Consider the following 25,281-nt stretch of genomic DNA (forward strand, 5'->3'; position numbering starts at 1 on the left):
CGGTACAATCCGGGCCTTGTTGTTTCCACGTATAAGACAGGATCACTATGCCGGCTTCATTCGTTCACCTGCGCCTGCACACTGAGTACTCCCTGGTCGACGGCCTGGTACGGATCAAACCCCTGGTCAAAACCCTGGTGGGTATGAACATGCCAGCGGTGGCGGTGACCGATCAGAACAACATGTGTTCCCTGGTCAAGTTCTACAAGAACGCGATGGGCGCCGGCATCAAGCCCATCTGCGGCGCCGACCTGTGGTTGTCCAATAAAGATCCGGATAATGCGCTGAGCCGCATCAGCCTGCTGGCGATGAACGGCGTCGGTTATCGCAACCTCACGGAACTGATCTCCCGCGGCTTTATCGATGGTCAGCGCAACGGTTCGATCATTATCGAGCGTGAATGGGTCGCCGAGGCCAACGAAGGCCTGATCATGCTGTCGGCCGCTAAAGAGGGTGAGATTGGCCTTGCGCTGCTGGGCGGCAACCCCCAGGAAGCCGAAGTGCTGGCCAAGGAGTGGATGCAGGTCTTCCCCGACCGTTTCTACCTGGAAGTGCAGCGCACCAATCGCCCCAATGATGAAGAGCACCTGCACGCCGCGGTAGCCCTGGCCGATAAGCTGGGCGCGCCACTGGTTGCTACCAACGATGTGCGCTTCATCAAGAAGGAAGATTTCGAAGCCCACGAAACTCGGGTATGTATCGGCGAAGGCCGGGCCCTGGATGACCCGCGTCGCTCGAAAAACTACAGCGAAGAGCAATACCTCAAAAGCGCCGACGAGATGGCCGAGCTGTTCAGCGACCTGCCCGAGGCCCTGGAAAACTCCGTCGAGATTGCCAAGCGCTGCAACATTGAAGTGAAGCTGGGCAAGCACTTCCTGCCCAACTTTCCGATCCCCGATGGCATGACCATCGATGAGTATTTCCGCAAGGTGTCGTTCGATGGCCTGGAAGAGCGGCTCACCGTGCTGCTGCCCAAGGACACCACCGAGGACTATGAAGCCAAGCGCCAGGTGTATGTCGACCGGCTCAATTTCGAGCTGGATATCATCATCCAGATGGGGTTCCCCGGTTACTTCCTGATCGTAATGGACTTTATCCAGTGGGCTAAAAGCAACGGCGTGCCCGTCGGCCCTGGCCGTGGGTCGGGCGCCGGCTCGCTGGTGGCCTATGTACAGAAGATCACCGACCTCGACCCCCTGGAATATGACCTGCTGTTCGAACGGTTCCTCAACCCGGAACGGGTTTCCATGCCCGACTTCGACGTCGACTTCTGCATGGACGGTCGCGACCGTGTGATCGAATACGTGGCCGAGAAATATGGCCGCAATGCCGTCAGCCAGATCATCACCTTCGGTTCCATGGCCGCCAAAGCGGTTATCCGCGACGTGGCGCGAGTGCAGGGCAAGTCCTACGGCCTGGCCGACCGCCTGTCGAAGATGATCCCGTTCGAAGTCGGCATGACCCTGGAAAAGGCCTACGAGCAGGAAGAAATCCTGCGTGACTTCATCAAGATCGATGAAGAAGCCGCTGAAATCTGGGACATGGCCCGCAAGCTCGAAGGCGTGGTGCGTAACGTCGGTAAACACGCGGGTGGCGTGGTTATTGCGCCGACCAAGCTCACTGACTTTTCGCCGATCTATTGCGACGAAGAGGGCGGCGGCCTGGTGACCCAGTTCGACAAGGACGACGTGGAGGCGGCTGGCCTGGTGAAGTTCGACTTCCTCGGCCTGCGGACGCTGACCATCATCGACTGGGCGCTCAAGACCATCAACCGCGAGCGCGCCAAGGTCGACGAAGAGCCGCTGGATATTGCGTTCATCCCACTGGACGACAAGCCGACGTACCAGTTGCTGCAAAAAGCTGAAACGACCGCAGTGTTCCAGCTTGAGTCGCGGGGCATGAAAGAGCTGATCAAAAAGCTCAAGCCTGATTGCCTGGAAGACTTGATCGCATTGGTGGCCCTGTTCCGTCCGGGCCCACTGCAATCGGGCATGGTTGACGACTTCATCAACCGTAAGCACGGCCGCGCCGAATTGGCGTACCCGCACTCCGACTATCAGTACGAAGGCCTCAAGCCCGTACTGGCGCCGACCTACGGCATCATCCTGTACCAGGAACAGGTGATGCAGATCGCCCAGGTCATGGCGGGCTACACCCTCGGCGGCGCGGACATGCTGCGTCGAGCCATGGGTAAAAAGAAACCCGAGGAAATGGCCAAGCAGCGCGGCGGTTTCATTGAAGGTTGCGCCACCAACAATATCGATGCCGACCTGGCCGGTAACATTTTCGACCTGGTGGAAAAATTCGCCGGTTATGGCTTCAACAAATCCCACTCCGCCGCCTACGGCCTGGTGTCGTACCAGACCGCGTGGCTGAAAGCCCACTACCCGGCGCCGTTCATGGCGGCGGTACTCTCGGCGGATATGCACAACACCGACAAGGTCGTGACCTTGATCGAGGAAGTGCGCACCATGAAGCTGCGCCTCGATGCTCCGGACGTGAACGCCTCGGAGTTCAAGTTCACGGTTAACGACGAGGGCCGCATCATTTATGGCCTGGGCGCGATCAAGGGCGTGGGCGAAGGCCCGGTGGAGGCGATCACCGAAGCGCGTCAGGACGGGCCGTTCAAGGACCTGTTCGACTTCTGCGCACGGGTTGACCTCAAGCGCATCAACAAGCGAACCCTTGATGGCTTGATCCGCAGCGGCGCGCTGGACCGTCTTGGCCCGTACTTCCACGACGAACCGAAAGCCTACCAGGCGAATATCGACCGCAACCGCGCGGTGCTGCTGACCGCCATGGAGGAAGCGATCAAGGCTGCCGAACAGACTGCCCGCACCCATGACAGCGGCCATGCCGACCTGTTTGGCGGGTTGTTCGTCGAAGAAGACGCGGACGTGTACGGCAACCACCGCAAGGCCAAGGAATTGACCCTCAAGGAACGTCTCAAGGGTGAAAAAGACACCTTGGGCCTTTACCTCACCGGTCACCCGATTGACGAATACGAAGGCGAGATCCGCCGTTTCGCCCGCCAACGCATCATCGACCTGAAACCGGCGCGGGACACCCAAACCGTCGCGGGCATGATCATCGCCCTGCGGGTGATGAAAAATAAGAAGGGCGACAAGATGGGTTTCATCACCCTCGACGACCGTTCGGGGCGCATCGAGGCGTCGCTGTTTGCCGACGCCTTCCATTCGGCGCAATCGCTGCTGCAGACCGACGCCATGGTGGTGGTGGAGGGGGAGGTCAGCAACGATGACTTCTCCGGTGGCCTGCGCCTGCGTATCAAGCGGGTAATGAGCATGGAAGATGCACGTACCAACCTGGCTGAAAGCCTGCGTTTGAAGGTCAAGACCGAGGCGCTCAAGGGCGATCAGCTACGCTGGTTGGGCGACCTGCTCAAGCGCCACCGTGGCGCATGCCCGGTGACCATGGAGTACACCGGCAATGACGCCAAGGCCATGTTGCAGTTCGGCGAGACCTGGCGAATTGATCCTGCTGATGGCTTGATTCAAGCTTTGCGTGACCAGTTCGGCCGAGACAACGTCTTCCTCCAATACCGCTGACGGTCAGCACGTCTGACCTCGGCTGAACATTTAATCTCGACCTGAACGCGCCTCTCCCTTAAGGTAGGGCGCGAACAGACAACCGGCTGGCCAGGCACGCCCTGGCCGTCGACCCAAGACGGACGCTTATGAACCCGAATTTTCTTGATTTCGAACAGCCGATCGCTGACCTGCAAGCCAAGATCGAAGAGCTGCGCCTGGTCGGCAATGACAATTCGCTGAATATCGGCGATGAGATCGCCCGCCTGCAAGACAAGAGCAGCACCCTTACCGAAGACATCTTCGGCAAGCTGACCAGCTGGCAGATCGCGCGCCTGGCCCGCCACCCGCGCCGTCCATATACCCTGGACTACATTCAGCACATCTTCACCGAGTTCGACGAGCTGCATGGCGACCGCCACTTCTCCGACGACGCGGCCATCGTGGGCGGTATCGCTCGCCTGGACGACCAGCCAGTGATGGTGATCGGTCACCAGAAAGGCCGTGAAGTGCGCGAGAAAGTCCGCCGCAACTTTGGCATGCCGCGTCCGGAAGGCTACCGCAAGGCATGCCGCCTGATGGAAATGGCCGAGCGTTTCAAAATGCCGATCCTGACCTTCATTGACACGCCGGGTGCCTACCCAGGTATCGACGCTGAAGAGCGCAACCAGAGCGAAGCGATTGCCTGGAACCTGCGTGTCATGTCCCGCCTGAAGACCCCGATCATCGCCACCGTGATTGGTGAAGGTGGTTCCGGCGGTGCACTGGCCATTGGCGTGTGCGACCAACTGAACATGTTGCAATATTCGACCTACGCGGTGATCTCCCCCGAAGGTTGTGCCTCGATTTTGTGGAAAACCGCAGAAAAGGCGCCGGACGCTGCTGAAGCCATGGGCATCACCGCCGATCGCCTCAAAGGTCTTGGCATCGTGGACAAAGTGATCGCCGAGCCACTGGGCGGCGCCCACCGCGACCCTGCTGCTGCCGCTGCGACCATCCGTGCCGAGTTGGGCTCGCAACTGGCGATGCTCAAGAAGCTGGATAACGAAGCACTGCTGGCCCGTCGTTACGAGCGCCTGATGAGCTACGGTCTCTAAAGTCGCAGCAAGACCAAGTGTGGGAGGGGGCTTGCCCCGATAGCTGGGTGTCAGTCAACAATCGGGTGGCTGACCCACTGTTATCGGGGGCAAACCCCCTCCCACATTTGCTTTGTGTATGCTGGGTTATCGCATTACAGATCGATGGCGGTACTTTCCATGAAGCCCTGCTTAACCGCCAGACTACGGCACGCCTTGGCCCCCTGGCGCAACGCCCCCGCCTTGCATGTCGCTTTCTCCGGCGGTCTTGATTCCACTGTCCTGCTCCACCTCCTCGCCAACACCGAACACCTCCCGCCGCTCAGCGCCGTTCATGTCCACCATGGCCTGCAGGCTGCTGCTGATGCCTGGCCAAGTCATTGCCAGTCAGTTTGTGACAGCCTGGGCGTGCCCTTGCGCGTCATGCGCGTACAGGTCCAGCCAGGCGCGAGTCTTGAGCGTGCCGCCCGTGAGGCGCGTTACCAGGCGTTGGCCGAGGTGGTCGGGGCAGGGGAGGTCTTGCTCACGGGCCAGCATCGCGACGATCAGGCTGAGACTCTGCTGTTTCGCCTCTTGCGCGGGGCCGGGGTGCGCGGGTTGGCAGCGATACCGGTGCAGCGTCCATTGGCGGGGGGGCATCTGCTGCGCCCGTTACTGGATGCCTCCCGTGCGGAACTGGAGGCTTACGCCCACGAGCATCAATTGGAGTGGATCGAGGATCCATCCAATGCCGATCCACGGTTCTCCCGTAACTACCTGCGCCACCGAGTGTTCCCTGTCCTCACGGAACGCTGGCCCCAGGCTGTCTCAAGCCTGGCCCGTACCGCCGAGCACCTGAGCGACGCGCAGGGACTGCTTGATGAGCTGGCCCGCATGGACTTGCAGTTCGCGGATCGACCTTCGCCGTTGCCCTGGCTTCAGTTGCCATCCCTGGATTTGGCAGCACTGCGCAAGCTTTCCGATGCCCGCCAGCGCAACGCCCTGCGTCACTGGCTGGCTCCGCTCACCCGGTTGCCCGACAGTGATCACTGGGCCAGTTGGTATTCCTTACGTGATGCCAAGGCCGACGCGCAGCCGCTATGGCGCTTGGCTGACGGCGAGTTGCACCGCTGTGGCGAGCGCATCTGGTGGTTGCCTGCGATCTGGTCGGAATTTTCCGACGCAACGGTGAGCTGGCCCGATCCGCAAAACCCACTAGAGTTACCCGGCAATGGCCTGCTGAGCATTATCGGCGAGGCGCCCGAAGGTCCGCTGGAGGTGCGTTATCGCCAGGGCGGTGAAATCGTCGAGGTGCCCGGCCGAGGTCGGCGTGACTTGAAGCGCCTGCTTAACGAAAGTGGCGTGCCGGGTTTCGTCCGTGGCAGATTGCCGCTGCTGTATCGGGGCGAGCAATTGCTGGGCGTGCCCAGCCTCATTGGACATTGGGCGGCACCCAGTCGAGGCTGGCAATTACATTGGATGCCACAGACCTGCGATCAAGGTTTGAGCTGATAGCGCCTTTCCGGTAGACTACGCTCCCTTCTTGATACAACTTCTGTGGATTCGCCTGAATCGCAGCAGTTGCCGATTACCAAGCAGTCTTTGCTGGGCGATTCCAAAAAATGTGTAGCGATCAACGTACTGGCAGTTTCACTGCTGGTCTGTCACAACGCGGCGGTTTTTTTGAAAGGTGCACTGTGATTAATGCAGGTGATCGGGGGCTTCGGCCTCTCTTCGCTTTCCCCGGCGGCTCGGACCGCTTTAACGCAGACTTCTAGGGTTTTTCATGACGCGCTACATATTCGTCACGGGCGGTGTTGTTTCTTCATTGGGGAAAGGCATTGCCTCCGCTTCATTGGCGGCCATCCTGGAGGCGCGGGGGCTTAAAGTCACCATGCTCAAGCTGGACCCGTACATCAACGTCGACCCGGGCACCATGAGCCCGTTCCAGCACGGTGAAGTGTTCGTCACACACGACGGCGCCGAGACTGACCTGGACCTGGGCCACTACGAGCGGTTCATCCGCACGACCATGACCCAGAACAACAACTTCACCACCGGCCGTGTCTACGAGCACGTGCTGCGCAAGGAGCGCCGTGGTGACTACCTGGGTGCAACCATCCAGGTGATCCCGCACATCACCGACGAAATCAAGCGCCGCATCATCAAGGGTGCAGGCGATGCCGACGTGGCGATGGTCGAGATCGGTGGCACCGTGGGTGACATCGAATCCCAACCGTTCCTCGAAGCCATCCGCCAGTTGCGTTTCGAAGTCGGCGCCAAGCGCGCGATGCTGATGCACCTGACCTTGGTGCCTTACATCGCCACCGCCGGCGAAACCAAGACCAAGCCAACCCAGCACTCGGTCAAGGAACTGCGTTCCATCGGCCTTCAGCCGGACGTGCTGGTGTGCCGCTCCGATCACCCGATCGATATTTCCTCGCGTCGCAAGATCGCGCAGTTCACCAACGTCGAAGAACGTGCGGTGATTGCCCTGGAAGACGCCGACACCATCTACAAGATCCCGGGCATCCTGCACTCGCAAGGCCTGGACGATTTTGTGGTCGAGCGTTTCGGCCTGCAGTGCAATGGCGCGGACCTGTCCGAATGGGAAGCCGTGGTCGACGCCAAGCTCAATCCTGAGCATGAAGTCACCATCGCCATGGTCGGCAAGTACATGGAGCTGCTGGACGCGTACAAATCGCTGATCGAAGCGATGAGCCACGCCGGTATCAGCAACCGTACCAAGGTCAACCTGCGCTACATCGACTCCGAAGACATCGAGAATCAGGGCACTGCGCTGCTCGAAGGTGTTGACGCGATTCTTGTTCCCGGCGGTTTCGGCCTGCGTGGCGTGGAAGGCAAGATCACCGCCGTGCAGTACGCTCGTGAGAACAAGGTGCCGTACCTGGGTATCTGCCTGGGTATGCAAGTGGCCGTTATCGAGTTTGCCCGTAACGTGCTGGGCTGGAAAGACGCCAACTCCACCGAGTTCGACAGCAAGAGCGGTCACCCGGTCGTGGGCCTGATCACCGAGTGGGAAGACGCCACTGGCGCTGTTGAAACCCGTACCGAAAGCTCCGACCTGGGCGGCACCATGCGCCTTGGCGCGCAGGATTGCCTGCTGGAGCCGGGCTCGCTGGTTCACGATTGCTACGGCAAGGACGTGATCGTCGAGCGTCACCGTCACCGCTACGAGGTGAACAACAACCTGCTGCCACAGATCAAGGAAGCCGGCCTGAAAATCTCCGGTCGCTCCGGTGATGGCGCGCTGGTTGAAGTGGTCGAGGCGCCGGATCATCCATGGTTCGTCGCTTGCCAGTTCCACCCAGAGTTCACCTCGACTCCACGCGACGGTCACCCGTTGTTCAGCGGTTTCGTCAAAGCTGCACTGACGCAACATCAGAAGAAGGCGTAAACCTGATGGCCCAGAAGATCATTCGCGTAGGCGACATCGAGATTGCCAACGACAAGCCCATGGTGCTGTTCGGCGGCATGAACGTGCTGGAAAGCCGTGACATGGCGATGCAGGTCTGTGAAGAGTACGTAAAGGTTACCCAGAAACTGGGTATCCCTTACGTGTTCAAGGCCAGCTTCGACAAGGCCAACCGTTCGTCCGTGACCTCCTATCGCGGCCCAGGCCTTGAAGAAGGCATGCGGATCTTCCAGGACATCAAGCAAGCCTTCGGTGTGCCGATCATCACCGACGTCCACGAGCCTGAACAGGCCGCCGTGGTCGCCGAAGTATGCGACATCATCCAGTTGCCGGCCTTCCTGTCGCGCCAGACCGATCTGGTCGTCGCGATGGCCAAGACCGGCGCAGTGATCAATATCAAGAAAGCCCAGTTCCTCGCGCCCCAGGAGATGAAACACATCCTGAGCAAGTGCGTGGAAGCGGGTAACGACCAGTTGATCCTCTGCGAGCGCGGTTCGAGCTTCGGCTACAACAACCTCGTGGTGGACATGCTCGGTTTCGGCATCATGAAACAGTTCGAATACCCGGTGTTCTTCGACGTGACCCACGCGCTGCAAATGCCCGGTGGTCGCGCCGACTCCGCCGGTGGGCGTCGTGCCCAGGTACTGGACCTGGCCAAGGCCGGCATCAGCCAGTCCCTGGCTGGCCTGTTCCTGGAAGCCCACCCGGATCCGGACAACGCCAAATGCGACGGTCCATGTGCCTTGCGCCTGGACAAGCTGGAGCCATTCCTGGCCCAGCTCAAGCAGTTGGACGAACTGGTCAAGAGTTTTCCGACGGTAGAGACCGCGTAAGCGTCGTTTCTCCGGTAGACTTTCCCACGTTTTCTGTTCAGGCCCTCGGGCCTGAGCCTTGTCGCCTGCAAGCCTGCCCCGTTGTTCCACCCTTGCGGTCGGTCAAAAGTTTCCCTTCAGCTGCGTCGTTTTCGTCAACTTTGGAGTGTTTACAACAATGGCAAAAATCGTCGACATCAAAGGTCGTGAAGTTCTCGACTCCCGTGGCAACCCCACCGTCGAAGCCGACGTGCTTCTCGATAACGGCATCATCGGCAGCGCCTGCGCGCCGTCCGGTGCTTCCACCGGTTCGCGCGAAGCGCTGGAACTGCGTGATGGCGACAAGAGCCGTTACCTGGGCAAGGGTGTACTCAAGGCTGTAGCCAACATCAACGGCCCGATCCGTGACCTGTTGCTGGGCAAGGATCCGCTGGACCAGAAAGCCCTGGACCACGCGATGATCAAGCTCGACGGCACCGAAAACAAAGGTAGCCTGGGCGCCAACGCCATCCTCGCCGTGTCCTTGGCCGCTGCCAAGGCTGCTGCTCAGGACCAGGACCTGCCGCTGTACGCTCACATCGCCAACCTGAACGGTACGCCGGGTGTCTATTCGATGCCGGTGCCGATGATGAACATCATCAACGGTGGCGAGCACGCTGATAACAACGTCGACATCCAGGAATTCATGGTGCAGCCGGTTGGCGCCAAGACCTTCTCCGAAGGCCTGCGCATGGGCACCGAGATCTTCCATCACCTGAAAGCTGTCCTGAAGGCCCGTGGCCTGAGCACTGCCGTAGGCGACGAAGGTGGTTTCGCACCCAACCTGGCGTCCAACGAAGATGCACTGAAAGTGATCTCCGAAGCCGTGGCCAACGCTGGCTACACGCTCGGCACCGACGTGACCCTGGCCCTGGACTGCGCCGCCAGCGAATTCTATGAAGACGGCAAATACAACCTGTCCGGCGAAGGCCAGGTGTTCAACTCCGAAGGTTTTGCTGAGTACCTGAAGGGCCTGACCCAGCGCTATCCGATCATCTCGATCGAAGACGGCCTGGACGAGTCCGATTGGGACGGCTGGAAAATCCTCACCGACAAGATCGGCGAGAAAGTCCAACTGGTGGGCGACGACCTGTTCGTGACCAACACCAAGATCCTGAAGGAAGGCATCGATAAAAAGATCGCCAACTCGATCCTGATCAAGTTCAACCAGATCGGCACCCTGACCGAAACCCTGGAAGCCATCCAGATGGCCAAGGCTGCGGGCTACACCGCCGTAATCTCCCATCGCTCCGGCGAAACCGAAGATTCGACCATTGCCGACCTGGCCGTGGGTACCTCGGCGGGCCAGATCAAGACCGGTTCCCTGTGCCGTTCCGATCGCGTTTCCAAGTACAACCAATTGCTGCGTATCGAAGAGCAACTGGCGGGCAAAGCCAAGTACAACGGTCGCGGTGAGTTTCGCGGCTGATCTGTAAATGCTAAAAAGTCGGCGGATTGCGTCGGAAAGTTCACGAAAGTGAACATTTCGACGCTAATCTGATGGCTATCAAGCACAAGCCTGGTTCTTCCAGGCTTCGTGCTATCAGTTGCTTCAAAAGTTAGGCATGGCTGTCTTTTTTCACTGGATACCCGATATTCGATGCGCAGTCCCAATTGGTTGTTCCTCGTCTTGCTCTTGTTGCTGGCTGGCCTGCAGTACCGCCTGTGGGTGGGTAATGGCAGCTTTGCGCAGGTAAAAGACCTGACTGAGCAAATTGCGGCACAGCACGCCGAAAACGAGATCTTGCTGGAGCGCAACCGCGTCCTGGATGCTGAAGTGCTTGAGCTGAAAAAAGGCACGGAGACCGTTGAAGAGCGGGCTCGTCATGAACTGGGCATGGTCAAGGAGGGCGAAACCCTCTACCAGTTGGCCCAATGAGTAACAGTTTGCCGGCCTTCTGGGCCGTGATTCCTGCCGCGGGCGTCGGTGCCCGTATGGCTGCGGACCGTCCCAAGCAATATTTGCAACTGGGCGGGCGCACTATTCTTGAACACAGCCTTGGCTGTTTTCTCGACCACCCAGCGCTCAAGGGCCTGGTGGTCAGTCTTGCTTGTGATGACCCCTATTGGCCAAACCTGGCATGTGCCACTGACCCGCGTATCCAGCGTGCGGACGGTGGCGCCGAGCGCTCGGGTTCTGTGCTTAACGCGTTGCTGCAGCTCAATGCCCTGGGCGCCAGCGATGAGGATTGGGTGCTGGTGCATGATGCTGCCCGGCCCAATCTGAGTCGTGAGGACCTCGACAATTTATTGAGCGAACTGGCTGACGATCCCGTCGGCGGCCTTTTGGCTGTGCCGGCGCGCGATACCCTGAAGCGTGCCGACAAGCAGGGTCGGGTGGTGGAAACCGTGGATCGCAGTCTCATCTGGCAAGCCTACACGCCGCAGATGTTTCGCCTCGGCGCCTTGCACCGTGCATTGGCTGACAGCCTGGTGGCCGATGCGCTTATCACCGACGAAGCCTCGGCCATGGAGTGGTCCGGTCAGGCGCCGCGCCTGATAGAAGGGCGAACGGACAATATCAAGGTGACCCGGCCGGAGGATCTTGAGTGGTTGCGGTTGCGGTGGGCGAATCGGCGGTAATCAGCGGAACCGCTATCGGGGGCAAGCCCCCGATGAGGCCCGCCCGAGCAACACCCAATCAACGACTGTACTCCGGCCTCCCGGCCAACCCCTCCTTCAAGAAATCCACCAGCTTCCTGACCTTCGGCGACAAATGCCGCTGTTGCGGATATAGCGCCCACACCGCCGTATTCGGCGGCTGATGCGCCTCAAGCAGCGACACCAGCGCGCCGCTGTGCAAGTGCTCCAGCACGTAATAGTCCGGCAACTGACACAACCCAACCCCCTGCAACGCCGCGTCCAGCACCGCCTGCCCACTGTTGCAGCGCCAGTTTCCCTGCACCCGCTGGGAGAATTCGCGCCCGTCCTGGGCCAGTTGCCAAATATCCGAACTGCCGATCAGGCAGTTGTGCCGACTCAATTCCGACAAGCTATGTGGCCGACCATACCGTGCCAAGTAGGACGGCGAGGCGCACAAGTACATGCGGCGCGGCGCGAGGCGGCTGGCGACCATTCGCGAATCCTGCAGGCGCCCCAGGCGAATCGCCAGGTCCAGGCCCTCATGCACGAGATCCAACTGGCGGTTGCTCAATTCGATATCCACCCGCAACTGAGGGTAAAGCCCCATGAATCGCGTCACCAACGGCACAATAAAACGTTCGCCGTAAGCCACGGCGCAGGTCATGCGCAGCATGCCTTTGGGTTCGCTGGCGAGGTCGCCTACTGCACGCAGGGCTTCTTCGCGGCCGTCCTGCAAGCGTTGGCAGTGTTGCAGGAAGGTCTGGCCGGCTTCGGTCAGCGTCACCTTGCGCGTGCTGCGATACAGCAATCGTGTTTGCAGTCGCTCTTCCAGGCGGGCCACCTGCCGGCTGATATGGGATGAGGACACGCCCAGGCGCTCGGCCGCTGCCGTGAATTGGCTGCACTCGGCCACGGCGACAAATTCATCGATGCCTTCCCAGCGGTTTTCCAACATGGTGATTGTCCCTGTACAGCAATAAAGTTTTGCTTTTGCCTGGATTATTAATCAGTGGGGCATGTTTTACACTCGCCGTCTCAGTTTTAAACTCCCTGGAGAAACACCGGATGATCAAGTCCCGCGCCGCCGTCGCCTTCGAAGCCAAGAAACCCCTTGAGATTGTTGAGGTGGATGTCGCCATGCCCAAGGCTGGCGAAGTCCTGTTGCGCGTGGTGGCTTCCGGCGTCTGCCACACCGACGCCTACACCCTGTCGGGCGCCGACCCGGAAGGTATCTTCCCGTCGATCCTCGGCCACGAAGGCGGTGCGGTGGTTGAAGCCATCGGCGAGGGCGTTACCTCGGTCGCCGTCGGTGACCATGTGATCCCGCTGTACACCCCGGAGTGCGGCAAGTGCAAATTCTGCCTGTCGGGCAAGACCAACCTGTGCCAGGCCATCCGTTCTACCCAGGGCAAAGGCTTGATGCCGGATGGCACCACGCGCTTTTCCTACAAGGGCCAGCCGATTTTCCACTACATGGGCACCTCGACCTTCTCCGAGTACACCGTGTTGCCGGAAATCTCCGTGGCCAAGATTGCTAAAGACGCGCCGCTGGAAAAAGTCTGCCTGCTTGGTTGCGGCGTCACCACAGGCATCGGTGCGGTGCTCAACACTGCCAAGGTCAAACCGGGCGATACCGTGGCTATCTTCGGGCTGGGCGGCATCGGCCTGTCAGCGGTGATCGGCGCGGTCAAGGCCAAGGCCAGTCGCATCATTGCCATCGATATCAACCCGGCCAAGTTCGAAATCGCCAAGCAATTGGGCGCAACCGACTGCATCAACCCGAAAGACTACGACCGCCCGATCCAGGACGTGATTGTTGATTTGACCGACGGCGGCGTGGACTTTTCCTTCGAATGCATCGGCAACGTGCAACTGATGCGTGCCGCACTTGAGTGCTGCCATAAAGGCTGGGGCGAGTCGGTGATCATTGGTGTAGCCGGTGCTGGTCAGGAAATCGCTACCCGTCCGTTCCAATTGGTGACCGGTCGCGTCTGGCGTGGTTCTGCGTTCGGTGGTGTGCGCGGTCGTACTGAATTGCCAAGCTACGTGGAAATGGCCCAGACCGGCGAGATCCCGCTGGACACCTTCATCACCCACACCATGGGCCTGGAAGACATCAACAAAGCGTTTGACCTGATGCATGAAGGCAAAAGCATTCGTACCGTCATCCACTTCTGAGGTCGGCCATGAGTCTGGAAAACCTGTCCTGCCAGAAGAGCTTCGGCGGCTGGCATAAACGCTACAAGCATCATTCCGACGTGCTCGATTGCGACATGACCTTCGCCGTTTACCTGCCGCCGCAAGCGGAGCAGGGCGGCAAGCTGCCGGTGCTGTATTGGCTGTCCGGGTTGACCTGCACCGACGAGAACTTCATGCAGAAGGCTGGCGCACAGCGCATGGCCGCCGAGCTGGGGTTGATCATCGTTGCGCCGGACACCAGCCCTCGCGGTCCCGGTGTGCCGGGTGATCCGGATAACGCCTGGGACTTCGGTCTGGGGGCCGGTTTTTATCTGAATGCCACGCAGGAACCGTGGGCCAGGCATTATCGGATGCATGACTACGTGGTGCAGGAATTGCCGGCGTTGGTTGAAGCGCATTTCCCTGCTTCGGATAAACGCGGTATCAGCGGCCACTCCATGGGCGGACACGGTGCGCTGGTGTGCGCGCTGCGCAACCCGGGGCGTTACCAGTCGGTGTCGGCGTTTTCGCCGATCAACAACCCGATGGATTGCCCGTGGGGCCAGAAAGCCTTCTCCCGTTACCTGGGCGAAGAGCGCTCGAAGTGGCGTGAATGGGATGCCTGCGTATTGATCAGCGAAGCCTCGCAAAAGCTGCCCTTGCTGGTGGACCAGGGCGATCGCGACGATTTCCTCGCGGTGCAGCTCAAGCCTGAAGCCCTGCGGCAAGCAGCCAAGGCGGCCAAGCATCCGCTGGAACTGCGCCTGCAACCTGGCTATGACCATAGCTATTTCTTCATCGCCAGCTTCATCGAAGACCATTTGCGACACCATGGCCGTGCTTTGCTCGGTTAATGTGAGGCAAAAGTAGGTAGAATCACGCCCTGAATTAAATCGGGGCGTTTTTTTTATGCGTATTGGCCACGGCTACGATGTGCACCGTTTCGCTGAAGGCGATTTCATCACCCTGGGCGGCGTGCGCATTGCGCACCACCATGGGCTGCTGGCTCATTCCGACGGCGACGTGGTGTTGCATGCCTTGAGCGATGCCTTGCTCGGCGCTGCGGCGTTGGGTGATATCGGCAAGCACTTTCCGGACACCGACCCCACCTTCAAGGGCGCGGACAGCCGGGTATTGCTGCGCCACGTGGTCGGCCTGATCCACGCCAAGGGCTGGAAGGTCGGTAACGTCGACAACACCATCGTCGCCCAGGCACCGAAGATGGCGCCCCATATCGAATCGATGCGCGCACTGATTGCCGCAGACCTGCAAATTGAATTGGATCAAGTCAACGTGAAAGCCACCACCACCGAAAAGCTCGGGTTTACCGGTCGTGAAGAGGGCATTGCGGTGCACTCCGTCGCCTTGTTGCTGCGCGCATGAATGATCTGGAATTGCTGGGCCCGCGAGCCTACGGCGAGGCTTTGGGCAGCGCGGTCCTGAAGGCCACGGCTGAAGATTTCCAGGTCGACGAAGTGCTGGATATCCCGCTGACCGGCGAGGGCGAGCACTTGTGGCTGTGGGTGGAAAAACGTGGCCTCAATACTGAGGAAGCTGCGCGCCGTATCGCCAAGGCTGCCGGCGTGCCGTTGCGCACCGTCAGCTATGCCGGGCTCAAGGACCGCCAGGCGCTGACCCGCCAGTGGTTCAGCGTGCAACTGCCGGGCAAGGCCGACCCGGACATGAGCGCTGCAGAAAACGACACCCTCAAGATTCTCAAGACCGCCCGCCACAAGCGCAAGCTGCAACGCGGCGCGCACGCGGCCAACGGGTTCACCTTGCGCCTGACCCAGCTGGCCGGCGATACCGCCGCCATCGATGCGCGTTTGCAGCTGATTGCGCAGCACGGCATTCCCAATTATTTCGGCACCCAGCGTTTTGGCCACAACGGTGGCAATGTGGTCGACGCCCGTGAGTGGGCCGCGCGCAAGGCCCTGCCAGAGCAGCGCAATGTGCGTTCGCGGTTGTTGTCTACGGCGCGCAGTTTCCTGTTCAACAAGGTCCTGGCAGCACGGGTCGCCGACGGTTCCTGGCAGCGTGCGCAAGTGGGTGATCTGCTGGCGTTTACTGACAGTCGCAGTTTTTTCCCGGCGGGAGAGGCTGAGTGCAGTGACCCGCGCCTGGCGATCCTGGACCTGCACCCCACCGGCCCGCAGTGGGGCGAAGGCGATTCGCCCGCGACCGGTGCCACCCATGAACTGGAGCAGGCGATCGCCGCCAGTGAAGCCGACCTGCGCGATTGGCTGGTGAATGCCGGCATGAGCCAGGAACGTCGCATTCTGCGACTGCCCATTGGCGGGTTGACGTGGCATTATCCCGGGCCTGACATTCTGCAATTGGAATTCGTCCTGCCGGCCGGATGCTTCGCCACTGTCTTGGTGCGCGAGCTTGTTGATCTGGTGCCGGTGGGGCAGACGGACAGCCCATGCGTATTCTGATATCAAACGATGACGGTGCCACCGCACCCGGCCTTGCCGCGCTCTATGCTGCGCTGCAGGATTACGCCGAGTGCGTGGTGGTTGCCCCCGACCAGGACAAGAGTGGTGCCAGCAGTTCGCTGACGCTCGACCGTCCCCTGCACCCGCAGGTTCTGGCCAATGGCTTTATCAGCGTCAACGGTACGCCCACCGACTGCGTGCACCTGGCCATCAACAGCCTGTTGGATCAAGAGCCGGACCTGGTGGTGTCGGGCATCAACCTCGGCGCCAACCTGGGCGACGACGTGCTGTATTCCGGCACCGTGGCGGCAGCGCTCGAAGGGCGCTTCCTGGGCCGTACCTCGTTCGCTTTTTCGTTTGCCTCGCGGCAACTGGACAACCTGCCCACCGCCGCCTATTTCGCACGCAAGCTGGTGGAGGCCCACGCCTCCCTGGACCTGCCGCCGCGTACAGTGCTCAACGTCAATATTCCCAATTTGCCCCTCGACCATATCCGTGGCATCCAACTGACGCGCCTGGGCCATCGCGCCCGTGCAGCAGCGCCGTTGAAAGTGGTCGACCCGCGCGGCAAGGAAGGCTATTGGATTGCAGCCGCCGGTGATGCCGAAGACGGGGGCGAGGGCACGGACTTTCATGCGGTGATGCAAGGTTATGTGTCGATTACCCCGTTGCAATTCGACCGAACCTTCAGCGATGCCTTCAGTGGTCTCGAAGGCTGGCTGGAGGGATTGCGCTGATGGCTCGTGAACAAGACGACCTGCTGCGTCGGGGCATCGGGATGACCTCCCAGCGCACCCGTGAGCGTTTGATCCAGCGCCTGTACGAAGAAGGGTTGTCCAACGCTCAGGTGTTGGAAGTGATCCGCCGTACGCCTCGCCATCTGTTTGTCGATGAGGCCCTGGCCCATCGCGCCTATGAAGATACGGCCTTGCCCATCGGGCATAACCAGACCATCTCCCAGCCCTACATGGTGGCGCGCATGAGCGAGCTGCTGCTGGCCGCAGGGCCGCTGGACAAGGTGCTGGAGATCGGCACCGGTTCCGGCTATCAGACCGCCGTGCTGTCGCAGCTGGTGGAGCGTGTGTTCTCGGTGGAGCGCATCAAGGTGCTTCAGGATCGTGCCAAGGAACGCCTGGTGGAACTGAACCTGCGCAACGTGGTGTTTCGCTGGGGGGATGGCTGGGAAGGCTGGCCGGCGCTGGCGCCTTACAACGGCATTATCGTCACCGCCGTGGCCACCGATGTTCCGCAAGCGCTGCTCGACCAGTTGGCCCCGGGCGGGCGCCTGGTCATCCCGGTGGGCTCCGGCGAAGTGCAACAATTGATGCTTATTGTCCGTGAAGACGACGGTTTTTCCCGGCATGTATTGGGCGCCGTACGCTTTGTTCCGTTACTCAACGGCCCGCTGGCTTGATGAATTTTCGCCGTCAGTGAATTCTGCGGATGGGGATGTGTCTTACGGCGGGGTCCATCAAGTCAACATGATGGCTTCATCGATTCAACACGTTGAATGATTCGTTTCAGTCGCGTGCCGGTAAAACTTCAATGCCCAGTTATACTTGCGACATATTTCAAGCCTGATACAGGCGTTCATGTTCAGCCACCATAAAGGGAGCGGCGGGTGAGTCTCACAGGTCTTGCGCAGCGTATGGGTAAAACAAGTTTTCAGCGACTGGTGCTTGGCCTTGTCTTCGGTTCCTTGTTGGTGGGCTGTTCCAGCTCGCCAAGCAGCGGTGCACGGGTCGTTGACCGTAATAATGCCGCACCGCAAAAGCCGACGGTAACTACCGGGCAATATGTGGTGCGCAAGGGCGACACGATGTTCTCGATCGCCTTCCGTTATGGCTGGGACTACAAAGCGCTTGCAGCCCGTAACAATATTCCTGTGCCCTACACGATACATCCGGGTCAGACGATTCGCTTCGATGGTCGCACCGGTTCCGCGCCTACGGCGGTTGTGACAAACACCGGATCTTCACCGTCGTCTTCGAGCAAAACCACCATCATTACTCGGCCTGCCGGCACTGCTGCGCCGACGGCTGCGAACAAGCCGACAGCCGCGCCGTTGCCGCCTGCCGGACCTGCGCCGACCGGTTGGGGATGGCCCTCAAACGGAGTGTTGATTGGAAAATTCTCTTCAAACGGTAGTTTGAATAAAGGCATTGATATCGCCGGGGATTTGGGACAGCCTGTTTTAGCTGCGTCTGATGGGACAGTGGTGTACGCCGGGAGTGGTTTACGGGGCTACGGCGAGCTGGTCATCATCAAACACAGTGATACCTACGTCAGTGCTTACGGTCATAACCGCAGGCTGTTGGTTCGGGAGGGGCAGCAAGTCAAAGTCGGACAGACAATTGCCGAAATGGGTTCAACGGGTACAGACCGGGTGAAACTGCACTTTGAGATTCGCCGTCAAGGGAAGCCTGTAGATCCGCTGCAATTCTTACCCCGTCGTTGATGTGTTGCCAGCCTGTTCCCTCACGTAGAAGGAACAGGCTCCAGCGTTGCCAAGGATAAAGGCGTCGCTTGAGCTTGAGGTCGAACTCACCAAAGGACTATAACAATGGCTCTCAGTAAAGAAGCGCCGGAGTTTGACATCGACGATGAGGTTCTCCTTATGGAGACCGGTATCGCTATGGAATCGATGTCGAATGAGGGACCTGCAACACCTTCAGTTCGCACCAAATCCAAAAACTCCTCCGCGTTAAAGCAACATAAATACATTGATTACACACGGGCGCTCGACGCGACCCAGCTGTACCTCAATGAAATCGGCTTTTCCCCCCTGCTGACCCCCGAAGAGGAAGTCCATTTTGCGCGGTTGTCGCAAAAGGGTGATCCGGCTGGGCGCAAGCGCATGATTGAAAGCAACCTGCGCCTGGTGGTGAAAATCGCCCGGCGCTACGTCAATCGTGGGCTGTCCCTGTTGGACCTGATCGAGGAGGGCAACCTGGGCCTGATCCGGGCAGTGGAGAAGTTCGACCCTGAGCGGGGCTTCCGCTTTTCAACCTATGCCACCTGGTGGATTCGCCAGACCATCGAACGGGCGATCATGAATCAGACCCGCACGATCCGGTTGCCGATCCATGTGGTCAAGGAGCTCAACGTCTACCTGCGGGCAGCGCGTGAGCTCACTCAAAAACTCGATCATGAACCCTCGCCCGAAGAAATCGCCAACCTGCTGGAAAAACCGGTAGGGGAGGTCAAGCGCATGCTGGGCCTTAACGAGCGCGTGTCTTCGGTCGATGTCTCGCTGGGTCCGGATTCGGATAAAACCCTGCTGGACACCCTGACGGATGATCGCCCTACAGATCCTTGCGAGCTGTTGCAGGACGTTGATCTGTCCCAAAGCATTGACCAGTGGTTGTCGGAGCTTACAGACAAGCAGCGTGAAGTGGTGATTCGCCGCTTCGGCCTGCGTGGTCATGAGAGCAGCACCCTGGAGGACGTAGGCCTGGAGATCGGCCTGACCCGTGAGCGGGTGCGGCAGATCCAGGTGGAAGGGCTCAAGCGCTTGCGTGAGATCCTGGAGAAGAATGGCTTGTCGAGTGAATCGCTGTTCCAATAAGCGGCGCAGCTTGATTGCTTGAATGTGGGAGGGGGCTTGCCCCCGATAGCAGTGTCACAGTCGCCAGCTATATCGACTGATACATCGCAATCGGGGCAAGCCCCTTCCCACATTTTTTGTACCAGGCATAAAAAAACCCCGCTTTTAAGGGCGGGGTTTTTTCGACTAAGTCAGTACAAGTTAGATAACTTGAACTTCTTCAGCTTGCATGCCTTTCTGACCGCGGGTAGCGATGAAAGAAACCTGTTGGCCTTCTTTCAGGCTTTTGAAGCCGTCGGATTGGATAGCTTTGAAGTGAACGAACAGGTCGTCACCGGATTGTGGAGTGATGAAGCCGAAGCCTTTTTCATCGTTGAACCACTTAACGGTACCAGTTTGGCGATTAGACATGGTGTATCTCCTTGGACAAAGTTAACTGCGACTCAGGAAAAGCCCTGGCCGAGACTGAGTGCAAAGAGCAGGAAAAATTCTTGGAGATGGTTGGATCGAAATTCAACATATCGTGTAGAGATTCTCAGTGACACAAGCAGCACAGTGGCGCCACCTTAACCCTTTTTCCGGAACGTGCCAATGGTATTTCCGAAGGTTTCTCTATTTTCGTGACTGGCGGTGGTATTTACCGGTACCGCTGGCGGCAATACGGCCCCCGGCCCTGCTGGCTGCGCCTTACAGCCGGCGGGGCATTCATCAAGAAAAGCCCGACGCCCTTTGAACCCCAACGCCGGCACCGGTAAGATGCCACACAGAATTTTTCCACCTCGCTATTCAGGACACCCGCCATGAGCATCAAATCGGACAAGTGGATTCGCCGCATGGCGCAAGAGCACGGCATGATCGAACCGTTCGTCGAGCGCCAGATTCGTGGTGAAGGCGACGACCGAGTGATCTCCTATGGCGTTTCCAGCTACGGCTACGATGTGCGCTGCGCCGATGAGTTCAAGGTGTTCACCAACATCAACTCGGCGATCGTCGACCCGAAGAACTTCGACGAAAAGAGCTTCGTCGACGTCAAGAGCGACGTGTGCATCATTCCGCCAAACTCTTTCGCCCTGGCGCGCACCGTGGAATTCTTCCGTATTCCCCGCGACGTGCTGACCATCTGCCTGGGTAAAAGCACCTACGCGCGCTGCGGCATTATCGTTAACGTGACGCCGCTTGAGCCCGAGTGGGAAGGTCACGTCACCCTGGAGTTCTCCAACACCACCACCCTGCCGGCCAAGATCTACGCCAATGAAGGCGTGGCGCAGATGCTGTTCTTGCAGTCCGACGAGGCCTGTGAAGTGTCCTACAAAGACCGCGCAGGCAAGTACCAAGGCCAGCGCGGCGTCACCTTGCCACGCGCTTGATCGAAAGGTCCTACGCGTAAAGGGAATTAGTCCGCAGAAAGTGACTCTATTGGGTGTACTGCCTCGGCGCGTGCAAAACGCGCCGGGCCACGCTTGAGGAGTGCCTTATGAAGATCGACCCGCGAATCAGCGCAGAACTTGCCCGGCTTGAACCCAACCAGATTGGCGTTCTGGCCTGGTCCCTGATGGCCGATCCCGCTTATGCGGGCGGCATCCCCGGCCAACCCGAGCCGGATTACCCACAGCCTACCGAACCCGGTGAGCCGACCCTTCCCGATGAGCCGCCACCCGCACCGGTTGCCTGATACCTGCAAGCCCAGTCGGTGTTTCAGCCAACTGGCCAGACCTGGTGATCGCCAATCACAAAAATTTGGTGATCATCGCCCTGATCTACTGCGTATCCGCCCGTAAATGCGCCAAACGCTGGCAACAGGCTGACGTGCCTGCCCAGCAGGAAGCACGGCAGGCGCAGGCTCTGCCGGCCCTTGCCGCGCAAGCGATACACCGGGTGCACATGCCCCGCCAGCACCAGGTGGCTGGCATGGGGATCCGGTTCGTGTTGCAGGGCGAAAGGTCCCATCAGCAGCGGCTCAGGCACCACCTCGATCCTCAAGTCAGCAGGTGGATCGCCCGCGCGTTTATCGTGATTGCCGCGAATCAACGTCATCGCCAGGTCGCAATGCCGTGCTCGCCAGTCCCGCAGTGCGCTCAGTGTGCCGCTGGCGTGTGAGCCGGGACCGTGCAGGAAGTCGCCCAGAAAGATCACCTGCGCGCACGGCAGGGCGCTTAACAAGTGATCCAGACGCTGCAGGTTGTCGGTAGTAGTGCCCTGCGGCACTGGCTGCCCCAGGCTGCGATAGGCAGATGCCTTGCCAAAGTGCGCATCGGCAATCAACAAACACTGGCGCGCAGGCCAGTACACGGCTTTCTCCGCCAGCAACCACAGTTCTTCGCCGCGAAGCGTCACCGAGCAGTGCGTCATCGTTTCTCCGCTACTTTTTCCAAATCCTTGACCATCCGTGCAATGCGCTCCGAGAGTTTTTCCGAACTCATGCTTTCGCGCATCCGCTCCACCAGCAGCGGGAAGGCCAGGGGCGTAGGACGTTCGATCACATGCATGTCCAGTTGCAGTGCCGACAAGCGAAGCAAGGTCTCTTCCAGGCGGCGAATATCCAACTCGTCACGCAGGACTTCTTCCCCGGCCTGGGCCAGCAACAGGTTCTGCGGGTCATACTGCTTGAACACTTCAAAGAACAACCCGCTGGACGCCTGCACCTGGCGCGTACTTTTCGGCGCGCCGGGGTAGCCGGCAAACACCAGCCCGGCGATACGGGCGATTTCACGAAAGCGCCGCAAGGCCAGTTCCCCGGCATTCAGGCTGGCGGCGACGTCGCTCAGCAAATTGGCCGGGCTCAGCAGCGCCTCGCTCAGCCATACAGACCAATCCACCGGCGTGGCGCTCAGTAACTCCAGGCCATAGTCATTGACGGCAATGGAGAAGGTCACTGCCTGTCCTTGGCTGACCCGCCAGGCGAGCAGGCTCGCCAACCCCAGATGCACCTGGCGCCCGGCAAACGGGTACAGAAACAGGTGCCAACCTTCCCGCGACTTCAGCACTTCGGCCAACAGATGTTCCCGCGTCGGCAGGCCGGACCAGCGCAACTGCGTCTGTAGCAATGGTTGCACCGCCTGCATTTCAGGGCCTTCGAAGCGACCCTGCGCCGCCGCGTCAAAGCGCTCCACCACGGCCTGGGCCAGCTCATTGGAAAGGGGCATGCGCCCGCCATTCCAGCGCGGTACGGCGGCCTTTTTGGCGGTGCTGCGCCGCACGTAGGCGGTCATGTTTTCTACCCGCACCAGTTCCAGCAGGCGTCCGGCAAACAGAAACCCATCCCCAGGCTTGAGCCGTGCGATGAAACCTTCCTCGACGCTGCCCAGATTCTTGCCGCCGCCGCCCTTGCTCCAGAATTTCAACTGGATACTCGCGTCGCTGACAATGGTGCCCACACTCATGCGATGGCGTCGCGCCAAGCGGGCGTCGGGCACGCGCCAGATGCCCTGCTCGTCGGGCTCCACCCGGCGGTAATCCGGATAAGCGGTGAGCGACAGCCCGCCATGGCGTACAAACCCCAGCGCCCAGGCCCAATCCGCGTCCGTAAGATCGCGATACGCCCAGGCGCCGCGCACTTCCGCCAGCAATGCATCCGGCGTGAAGCCACCGCCCAGGGCCATGCTCACCACGTGTTGTACGAGTACATCCAGCGGTTTGCAGGGTGATTCGCGGGCCTCGATGCGCCGCCCTGCAATTGCATCCTGGGCCGCCGCCGCCTCGACCAGTTCAAGGCTATGGGTCGGCACCAGCGTCACCCTCGATGGCCGCCCCGGCGCATGGCCGGAGCGCCCGGCACGTTGCATCAGACGGGCGATGCCCTTGGCTGAGCCGATCTGCAACACCCGCTCCACCGGCAAAAAATCCACCCCCAGGTCCAGGCTGGAGGTGCAGACCACCGCCTTGAGCTGCCCGTCTTTCAGGGCTCGTTCTACCCAATCACGGGTTTCCCGAGACAACGAACCATGGTGCAGGGCAATGACCCCGGCCCACTCCGGCCGCGCTTCCAGTAAGGCCTGGTACCAGATTTCCGACTGCGCCCGCGTATTGGTAAACACCAGGCAGCTGCTGCTGGCCTCGACCTCGGCGGCCACCTGCGGCAACATCTTCAAACCGATATGCCCGGCCCACGGGAAACGCTCGGTAACCAGTGGCAACAAGGTGTCGACTTTCAGCTGTTTGGCCGTTTGCCCTTGCACATTGATTCCGCCGCCTTGTGGGACCAATACCTCCAGCGCGTGGGGCTGATTACCCAAGGTCGCCGAAATGCCCCACACCATCAGGTCAGGGTGCCAGCGCCGCAGCCGCGCCAACGCCAATTGCAACTGTACGCCGCGCTTGTTGCCGATCAGCTCATGCCATTCATCCACCACCACCATGCGCAGGTGCGCGAGGCTCGCCTCACTGTCGGCGCGGGCGAGCATCAGAGTCAGGCTTTCCGGGGTGGTGATCAGTACGGTGGGTTGGCGCCGGGTTTGCCGGGCGCGCTCGCTGCTGCTGGTATCGCCCGTGCGCAGGCCGACGCTCCACGGAATCTGCAAGGTCGCCAGCGGCGCTTCGAGGGCGCGAGCCGTGTCGGCGGCCAGCGCACGCATCGGCGTGATCCACAGCGCCGTCAGCGGTTCGGCAGGCGGTTTGCGTTTGCCCGTAGCAGGCGGTCGGGTGGTGGCGAAGCGATTGAGGGCGGCAAACCACAGTGCGTAGGTTTTACCCGCGCCAGTGCTGGCGTGCAGCAGCCCTGACCGGCCTTGCTTGACCGCTTGCCAAACCGCTTTCTGGAAGTCGAACGGCTTCCAGCCCTTGGCGGCGAACCATGTCTTGGCGAAGTCGTGGGGTTTTGCCATGCGGCGGCTGACGCTCTGGAAGGTCTATTCCCACAGACCCTCCAGGCACCGCAAAGGTTTACTTCAAATTGCCACTGAGGAATTGCTGCAAACGCTCGCTCTTCGGATTGCCCAACACATCCTCAGGCGCGCCTTGCTCTTCGACCAGGCCCTTGTGCAGGAACAGCACCTGGCTCGACACCTTGCGCGCAAAGCTCATCTCATGGGTGACCATGATCATGGTGCGGCCTTCCTCGGCCAGGCCCTGGATCACCTTCAACACTTCGCCCACCAGCTCCGGGTCGAGCGCCGAGGTGGGTTCGTCAAACAGCATCACCTCCGGTTCCATGGCCAGCGCGCGGGCGATGGCCACCCGTTGCTGCTGGCCACCGGAGAGAAACGCCGGGTACTGGTCGGCCACTCGCGCTGGCAGGCCGACCTTGTCCAGATAGCGACGGGCACGGTCCTCGGCGTCCTTTTTACTGCAACCCAGCACCCGGCGTGGCGCCATGGTGATGTTTTCCAGCACGCTCATGTGGCTCCACAGGTTGAAGTGCTGGAACACCATCGCCAGCCGCGTGCGCAGGCGCTGCAATTCGGCGTCGTCGGCCACGCGCATGCCGTGGCGGTCGCTGACCAGGCGGATCGGCTTATCGTCGAGGGTCATGGCGCCGTCGTTGGGGGTTTCCAGGAAGTTGATGCAGCGCAAAAAGGTGCTTTTGCCCGAGCCGCTGGCGCCGATCAGGCTGATCACGTCACCGGTCCTGGCCTTCAGCGAGACACCTTTGAGCACCTCATTGTCGCCATAGCTTTTATGCAGGCCTTCAACGGTCAATTTGTACATGG

The 25,281-nt window shown here is 60.2% G+C and carries 23 protein-coding genes; 18 read left to right on the top strand and 5 right to left on the bottom strand.

What is annotated here, in order from left to right; genetic code table 11:
- Positions 1-47: 47 nt before the first annotated feature.
- From dnaE to ispD, 8 genes are all read left to right on the top strand, one after another.
- A complete protein-coding gene (gene dnaE / locus NDJ82_RS16150; protein ID WP_191947752.1) occupies positions 48-3,569 on the top strand; it encodes a DNA polymerase III subunit alpha in 3,522 nt (1,173 codons plus the stop codon).
- A gap of 128 nt (positions 3,570-3,697) precedes the next feature.
- The gene (locus NDJ82_RS16155; protein WP_003172288.1) at positions 3,698-4,645 is read left to right on the top strand and encodes an acetyl-CoA carboxylase carboxyltransferase subunit alpha; all 948 of its coding nucleotides are present in this window, start codon (positions 3,698-3,700) and stop codon (positions 4,643-4,645) included.
- Between the two features lie 159 nt (positions 4,646-4,804).
- Positions 4,805-6,115, top strand: a complete 1,311-nt coding sequence (tilS, locus tag NDJ82_RS16160) for a tRNA lysidine(34) synthetase TilS (protein WP_250925853.1) — start codon at positions 4,805-4,807, stop codon at positions 6,113-6,115.
- Positions 6,116-6,389: 274 nt separating this feature from the next.
- A complete protein-coding gene (gene pyrG / locus NDJ82_RS16165) occupies positions 6,390-8,021 on the top strand; it encodes a CTP synthase (protein WP_032891641.1) in 1,632 nt (543 codons plus the stop codon).
- A gap of 5 nt (positions 8,022-8,026) precedes the next feature.
- Positions 8,027-8,872, top strand: a complete 846-nt coding sequence (gene kdsA, locus NDJ82_RS16170; protein ID WP_048719919.1) for a 3-deoxy-8-phosphooctulonate synthase — start codon at positions 8,027-8,029, stop codon at positions 8,870-8,872.
- Between the two features lie 157 nt (positions 8,873-9,029).
- Positions 9,030-10,319 (top strand): phosphopyruvate hydratase, encoded by a 1,290-nt coding sequence (gene eno / locus NDJ82_RS16175; RefSeq protein WP_053137218.1) that lies wholly within the window; start codon positions 9,030-9,032, stop codon positions 10,317-10,319.
- A gap of 171 nt (positions 10,320-10,490) precedes the next feature.
- Entirely contained in the window at positions 10,491-10,769 is a 279-nt protein-coding gene (gene ftsB, locus NDJ82_RS16180) for a cell division protein FtsB (RefSeq protein ID WP_003231201.1), read from the top strand.
- Complete coding sequence (ispD, locus tag NDJ82_RS16185; RefSeq protein WP_099583345.1) at positions 10,766-11,473, top strand: 2-C-methyl-D-erythritol 4-phosphate cytidylyltransferase; 708 nt, start codon at positions 10,766-10,768, stop codon at positions 11,471-11,473. The genes ftsB and ispD overlap by 4 nt, the downstream gene beginning before the upstream one ends.
- Before the next feature lie 58 nt (positions 11,474-11,531).
- Here ispD and NDJ82_RS16190 read toward each other — a convergent pair whose 3' ends face one another.
- Positions 11,532-12,428, bottom strand: coding sequence for a LysR substrate-binding domain-containing protein (locus NDJ82_RS16190; RefSeq protein WP_099583344.1), 897 nt, complete (start codon positions 12,426-12,428; stop codon positions 11,532-11,534).
- A 110-nt stretch (positions 12,429-12,538) separates the two neighbouring features.
- Here NDJ82_RS16190 and NDJ82_RS16195 point away from each other — a divergent pair, with 110 nt between their 5' ends.
- From NDJ82_RS16195 to rpoS, 8 genes are all read left to right on the top strand, one after another.
- Positions 12,539-13,651 carry an S-(hydroxymethyl)glutathione dehydrogenase/class III alcohol dehydrogenase gene (locus NDJ82_RS16195; protein ID WP_191947750.1) on the top strand — a complete coding sequence of 371 codons (1,113 nt, stop codon included), beginning with the start codon at positions 12,539-12,541 and terminating at the stop codon, positions 13,649-13,651.
- An 8-nt stretch (positions 13,652-13,659) separates the two neighbouring features.
- Positions 13,660-14,505, top strand: coding sequence for an S-formylglutathione hydrolase (fghA, locus tag NDJ82_RS16200; protein ID WP_099583343.1), 846 nt, complete (start codon positions 13,660-13,662; stop codon positions 14,503-14,505).
- A gap of 55 nt (positions 14,506-14,560) precedes the next feature.
- On the top strand, positions 14,561-15,034 hold the full coding sequence (gene ispF / locus NDJ82_RS16205; protein WP_012722614.1) for a 2-C-methyl-D-erythritol 2,4-cyclodiphosphate synthase: 474 nt from the start codon (positions 14,561-14,563) through the stop codon (positions 15,032-15,034).
- On the top strand, positions 15,031-16,089 hold the full coding sequence (gene truD, locus NDJ82_RS16210; protein ID WP_099583342.1) for a tRNA pseudouridine(13) synthase TruD: 1,059 nt from the start codon (positions 15,031-15,033) through the stop codon (positions 16,087-16,089). Before ispF ends, truD begins: the two co-directional genes overlap by 4 nt.
- Positions 16,077-16,826, top strand: a complete 750-nt coding sequence (gene surE / locus NDJ82_RS16215; protein WP_099583341.1) for a 5'/3'-nucleotidase SurE — start codon at positions 16,077-16,079, stop codon at positions 16,824-16,826. Before truD ends, surE begins: the two co-directional genes overlap by 13 nt.
- 41 nt (positions 16,827-16,867) lie before the next feature.
- Positions 16,868-17,503, top strand: coding sequence for a protein-L-isoaspartate(D-aspartate) O-methyltransferase (locus tag NDJ82_RS16220; protein WP_169899534.1), 636 nt, complete (start codon positions 16,868-16,870; stop codon positions 17,501-17,503).
- Positions 17,504-17,710: 207 nt separating this feature from the next.
- Entirely contained in the window at positions 17,711-18,547 is an 837-nt protein-coding gene (locus NDJ82_RS16225; RefSeq protein WP_099583340.1) for a peptidoglycan DD-metalloendopeptidase family protein, read from the top strand.
- 105 nt (positions 18,548-18,652) lie between these two features.
- Positions 18,653-19,657 carry an RNA polymerase sigma factor RpoS gene (rpoS, locus tag NDJ82_RS16230; RefSeq protein ID WP_099583339.1) on the top strand — a complete coding sequence of 335 codons (1,005 nt, stop codon included), beginning with the start codon at positions 18,653-18,655 and terminating at the stop codon, positions 19,655-19,657.
- A 180-nt stretch (positions 19,658-19,837) separates the two neighbouring features.
- On the opposite strand, the gene NDJ82_RS16235 is transcribed toward rpoS, so the two are convergent.
- Positions 19,838-20,047, bottom strand: a complete 210-nt coding sequence (locus NDJ82_RS16235) for a cold-shock protein (RefSeq protein ID WP_002554837.1) — start codon at positions 20,045-20,047, stop codon at positions 19,838-19,840.
- Positions 20,048-20,436: 389 nt separating this feature from the next.
- On the opposite strand from NDJ82_RS16235, the gene dcd reads away from it, so the two are divergent.
- Both dcd and NDJ82_RS16245 read left to right on the top strand, forming a co-directional pair.
- Positions 20,437-21,003 carry a dCTP deaminase gene (gene dcd, locus NDJ82_RS16240; protein WP_003172320.1) on the top strand — a complete coding sequence of 189 codons (567 nt, stop codon included), beginning with the start codon at positions 20,437-20,439 and terminating at the stop codon, positions 21,001-21,003.
- Positions 21,004-21,110: 107 nt separating this feature from the next.
- The gene (locus NDJ82_RS16245; protein WP_010212420.1) at positions 21,111-21,308 is read left to right on the top strand and encodes a hypothetical protein; all 198 of its coding nucleotides are present in this window, start codon (positions 21,111-21,113) and stop codon (positions 21,306-21,308) included.
- 23 nt (positions 21,309-21,331) lie between these two features.
- Here the strand turns inward: NDJ82_RS16245 and pdeM are convergent, their stop codons facing one another.
- Genes pdeM through NDJ82_RS16260 form a run of 3 tightly spaced genes read right to left on the bottom strand, consistent with a single transcriptional unit; the run spans position 21,332 to position 25,279 of the window.
- A complete protein-coding gene (gene pdeM / locus NDJ82_RS16250) occupies positions 21,332-21,985 on the bottom strand; it encodes a ligase-associated DNA damage response endonuclease PdeM (protein WP_250925854.1) in 654 nt (217 codons plus the stop codon).
- Positions 21,982-24,456, bottom strand: coding sequence for a ligase-associated DNA damage response DEXH box helicase (locus NDJ82_RS16255; RefSeq protein WP_250925855.1), 2,475 nt, complete (start codon positions 24,454-24,456; stop codon positions 21,982-21,984). Before NDJ82_RS16255 ends, pdeM begins: the two co-directional genes overlap by 4 nt.
- A 58-nt stretch (positions 24,457-24,514) precedes the next feature.
- On the bottom strand, positions 24,515-25,279 hold the full coding sequence (locus tag NDJ82_RS16260) for an ABC transporter ATP-binding protein (RefSeq protein ID WP_250925856.1): 765 nt from the start codon (positions 25,277-25,279) through the stop codon (positions 24,515-24,517).
- Between the last annotated feature and the right edge of the window lie 2 nt (positions 25,280-25,281).

Origin of the sequence: Pseudomonas sp. SR18 (genome assembly GCF_023701505.1) — a bacterium.
Lineage (GTDB): Bacteria > Pseudomonadota > Gammaproteobacteria > Pseudomonadales > Pseudomonadaceae > Aquipseudomonas > Aquipseudomonas cyclaminis.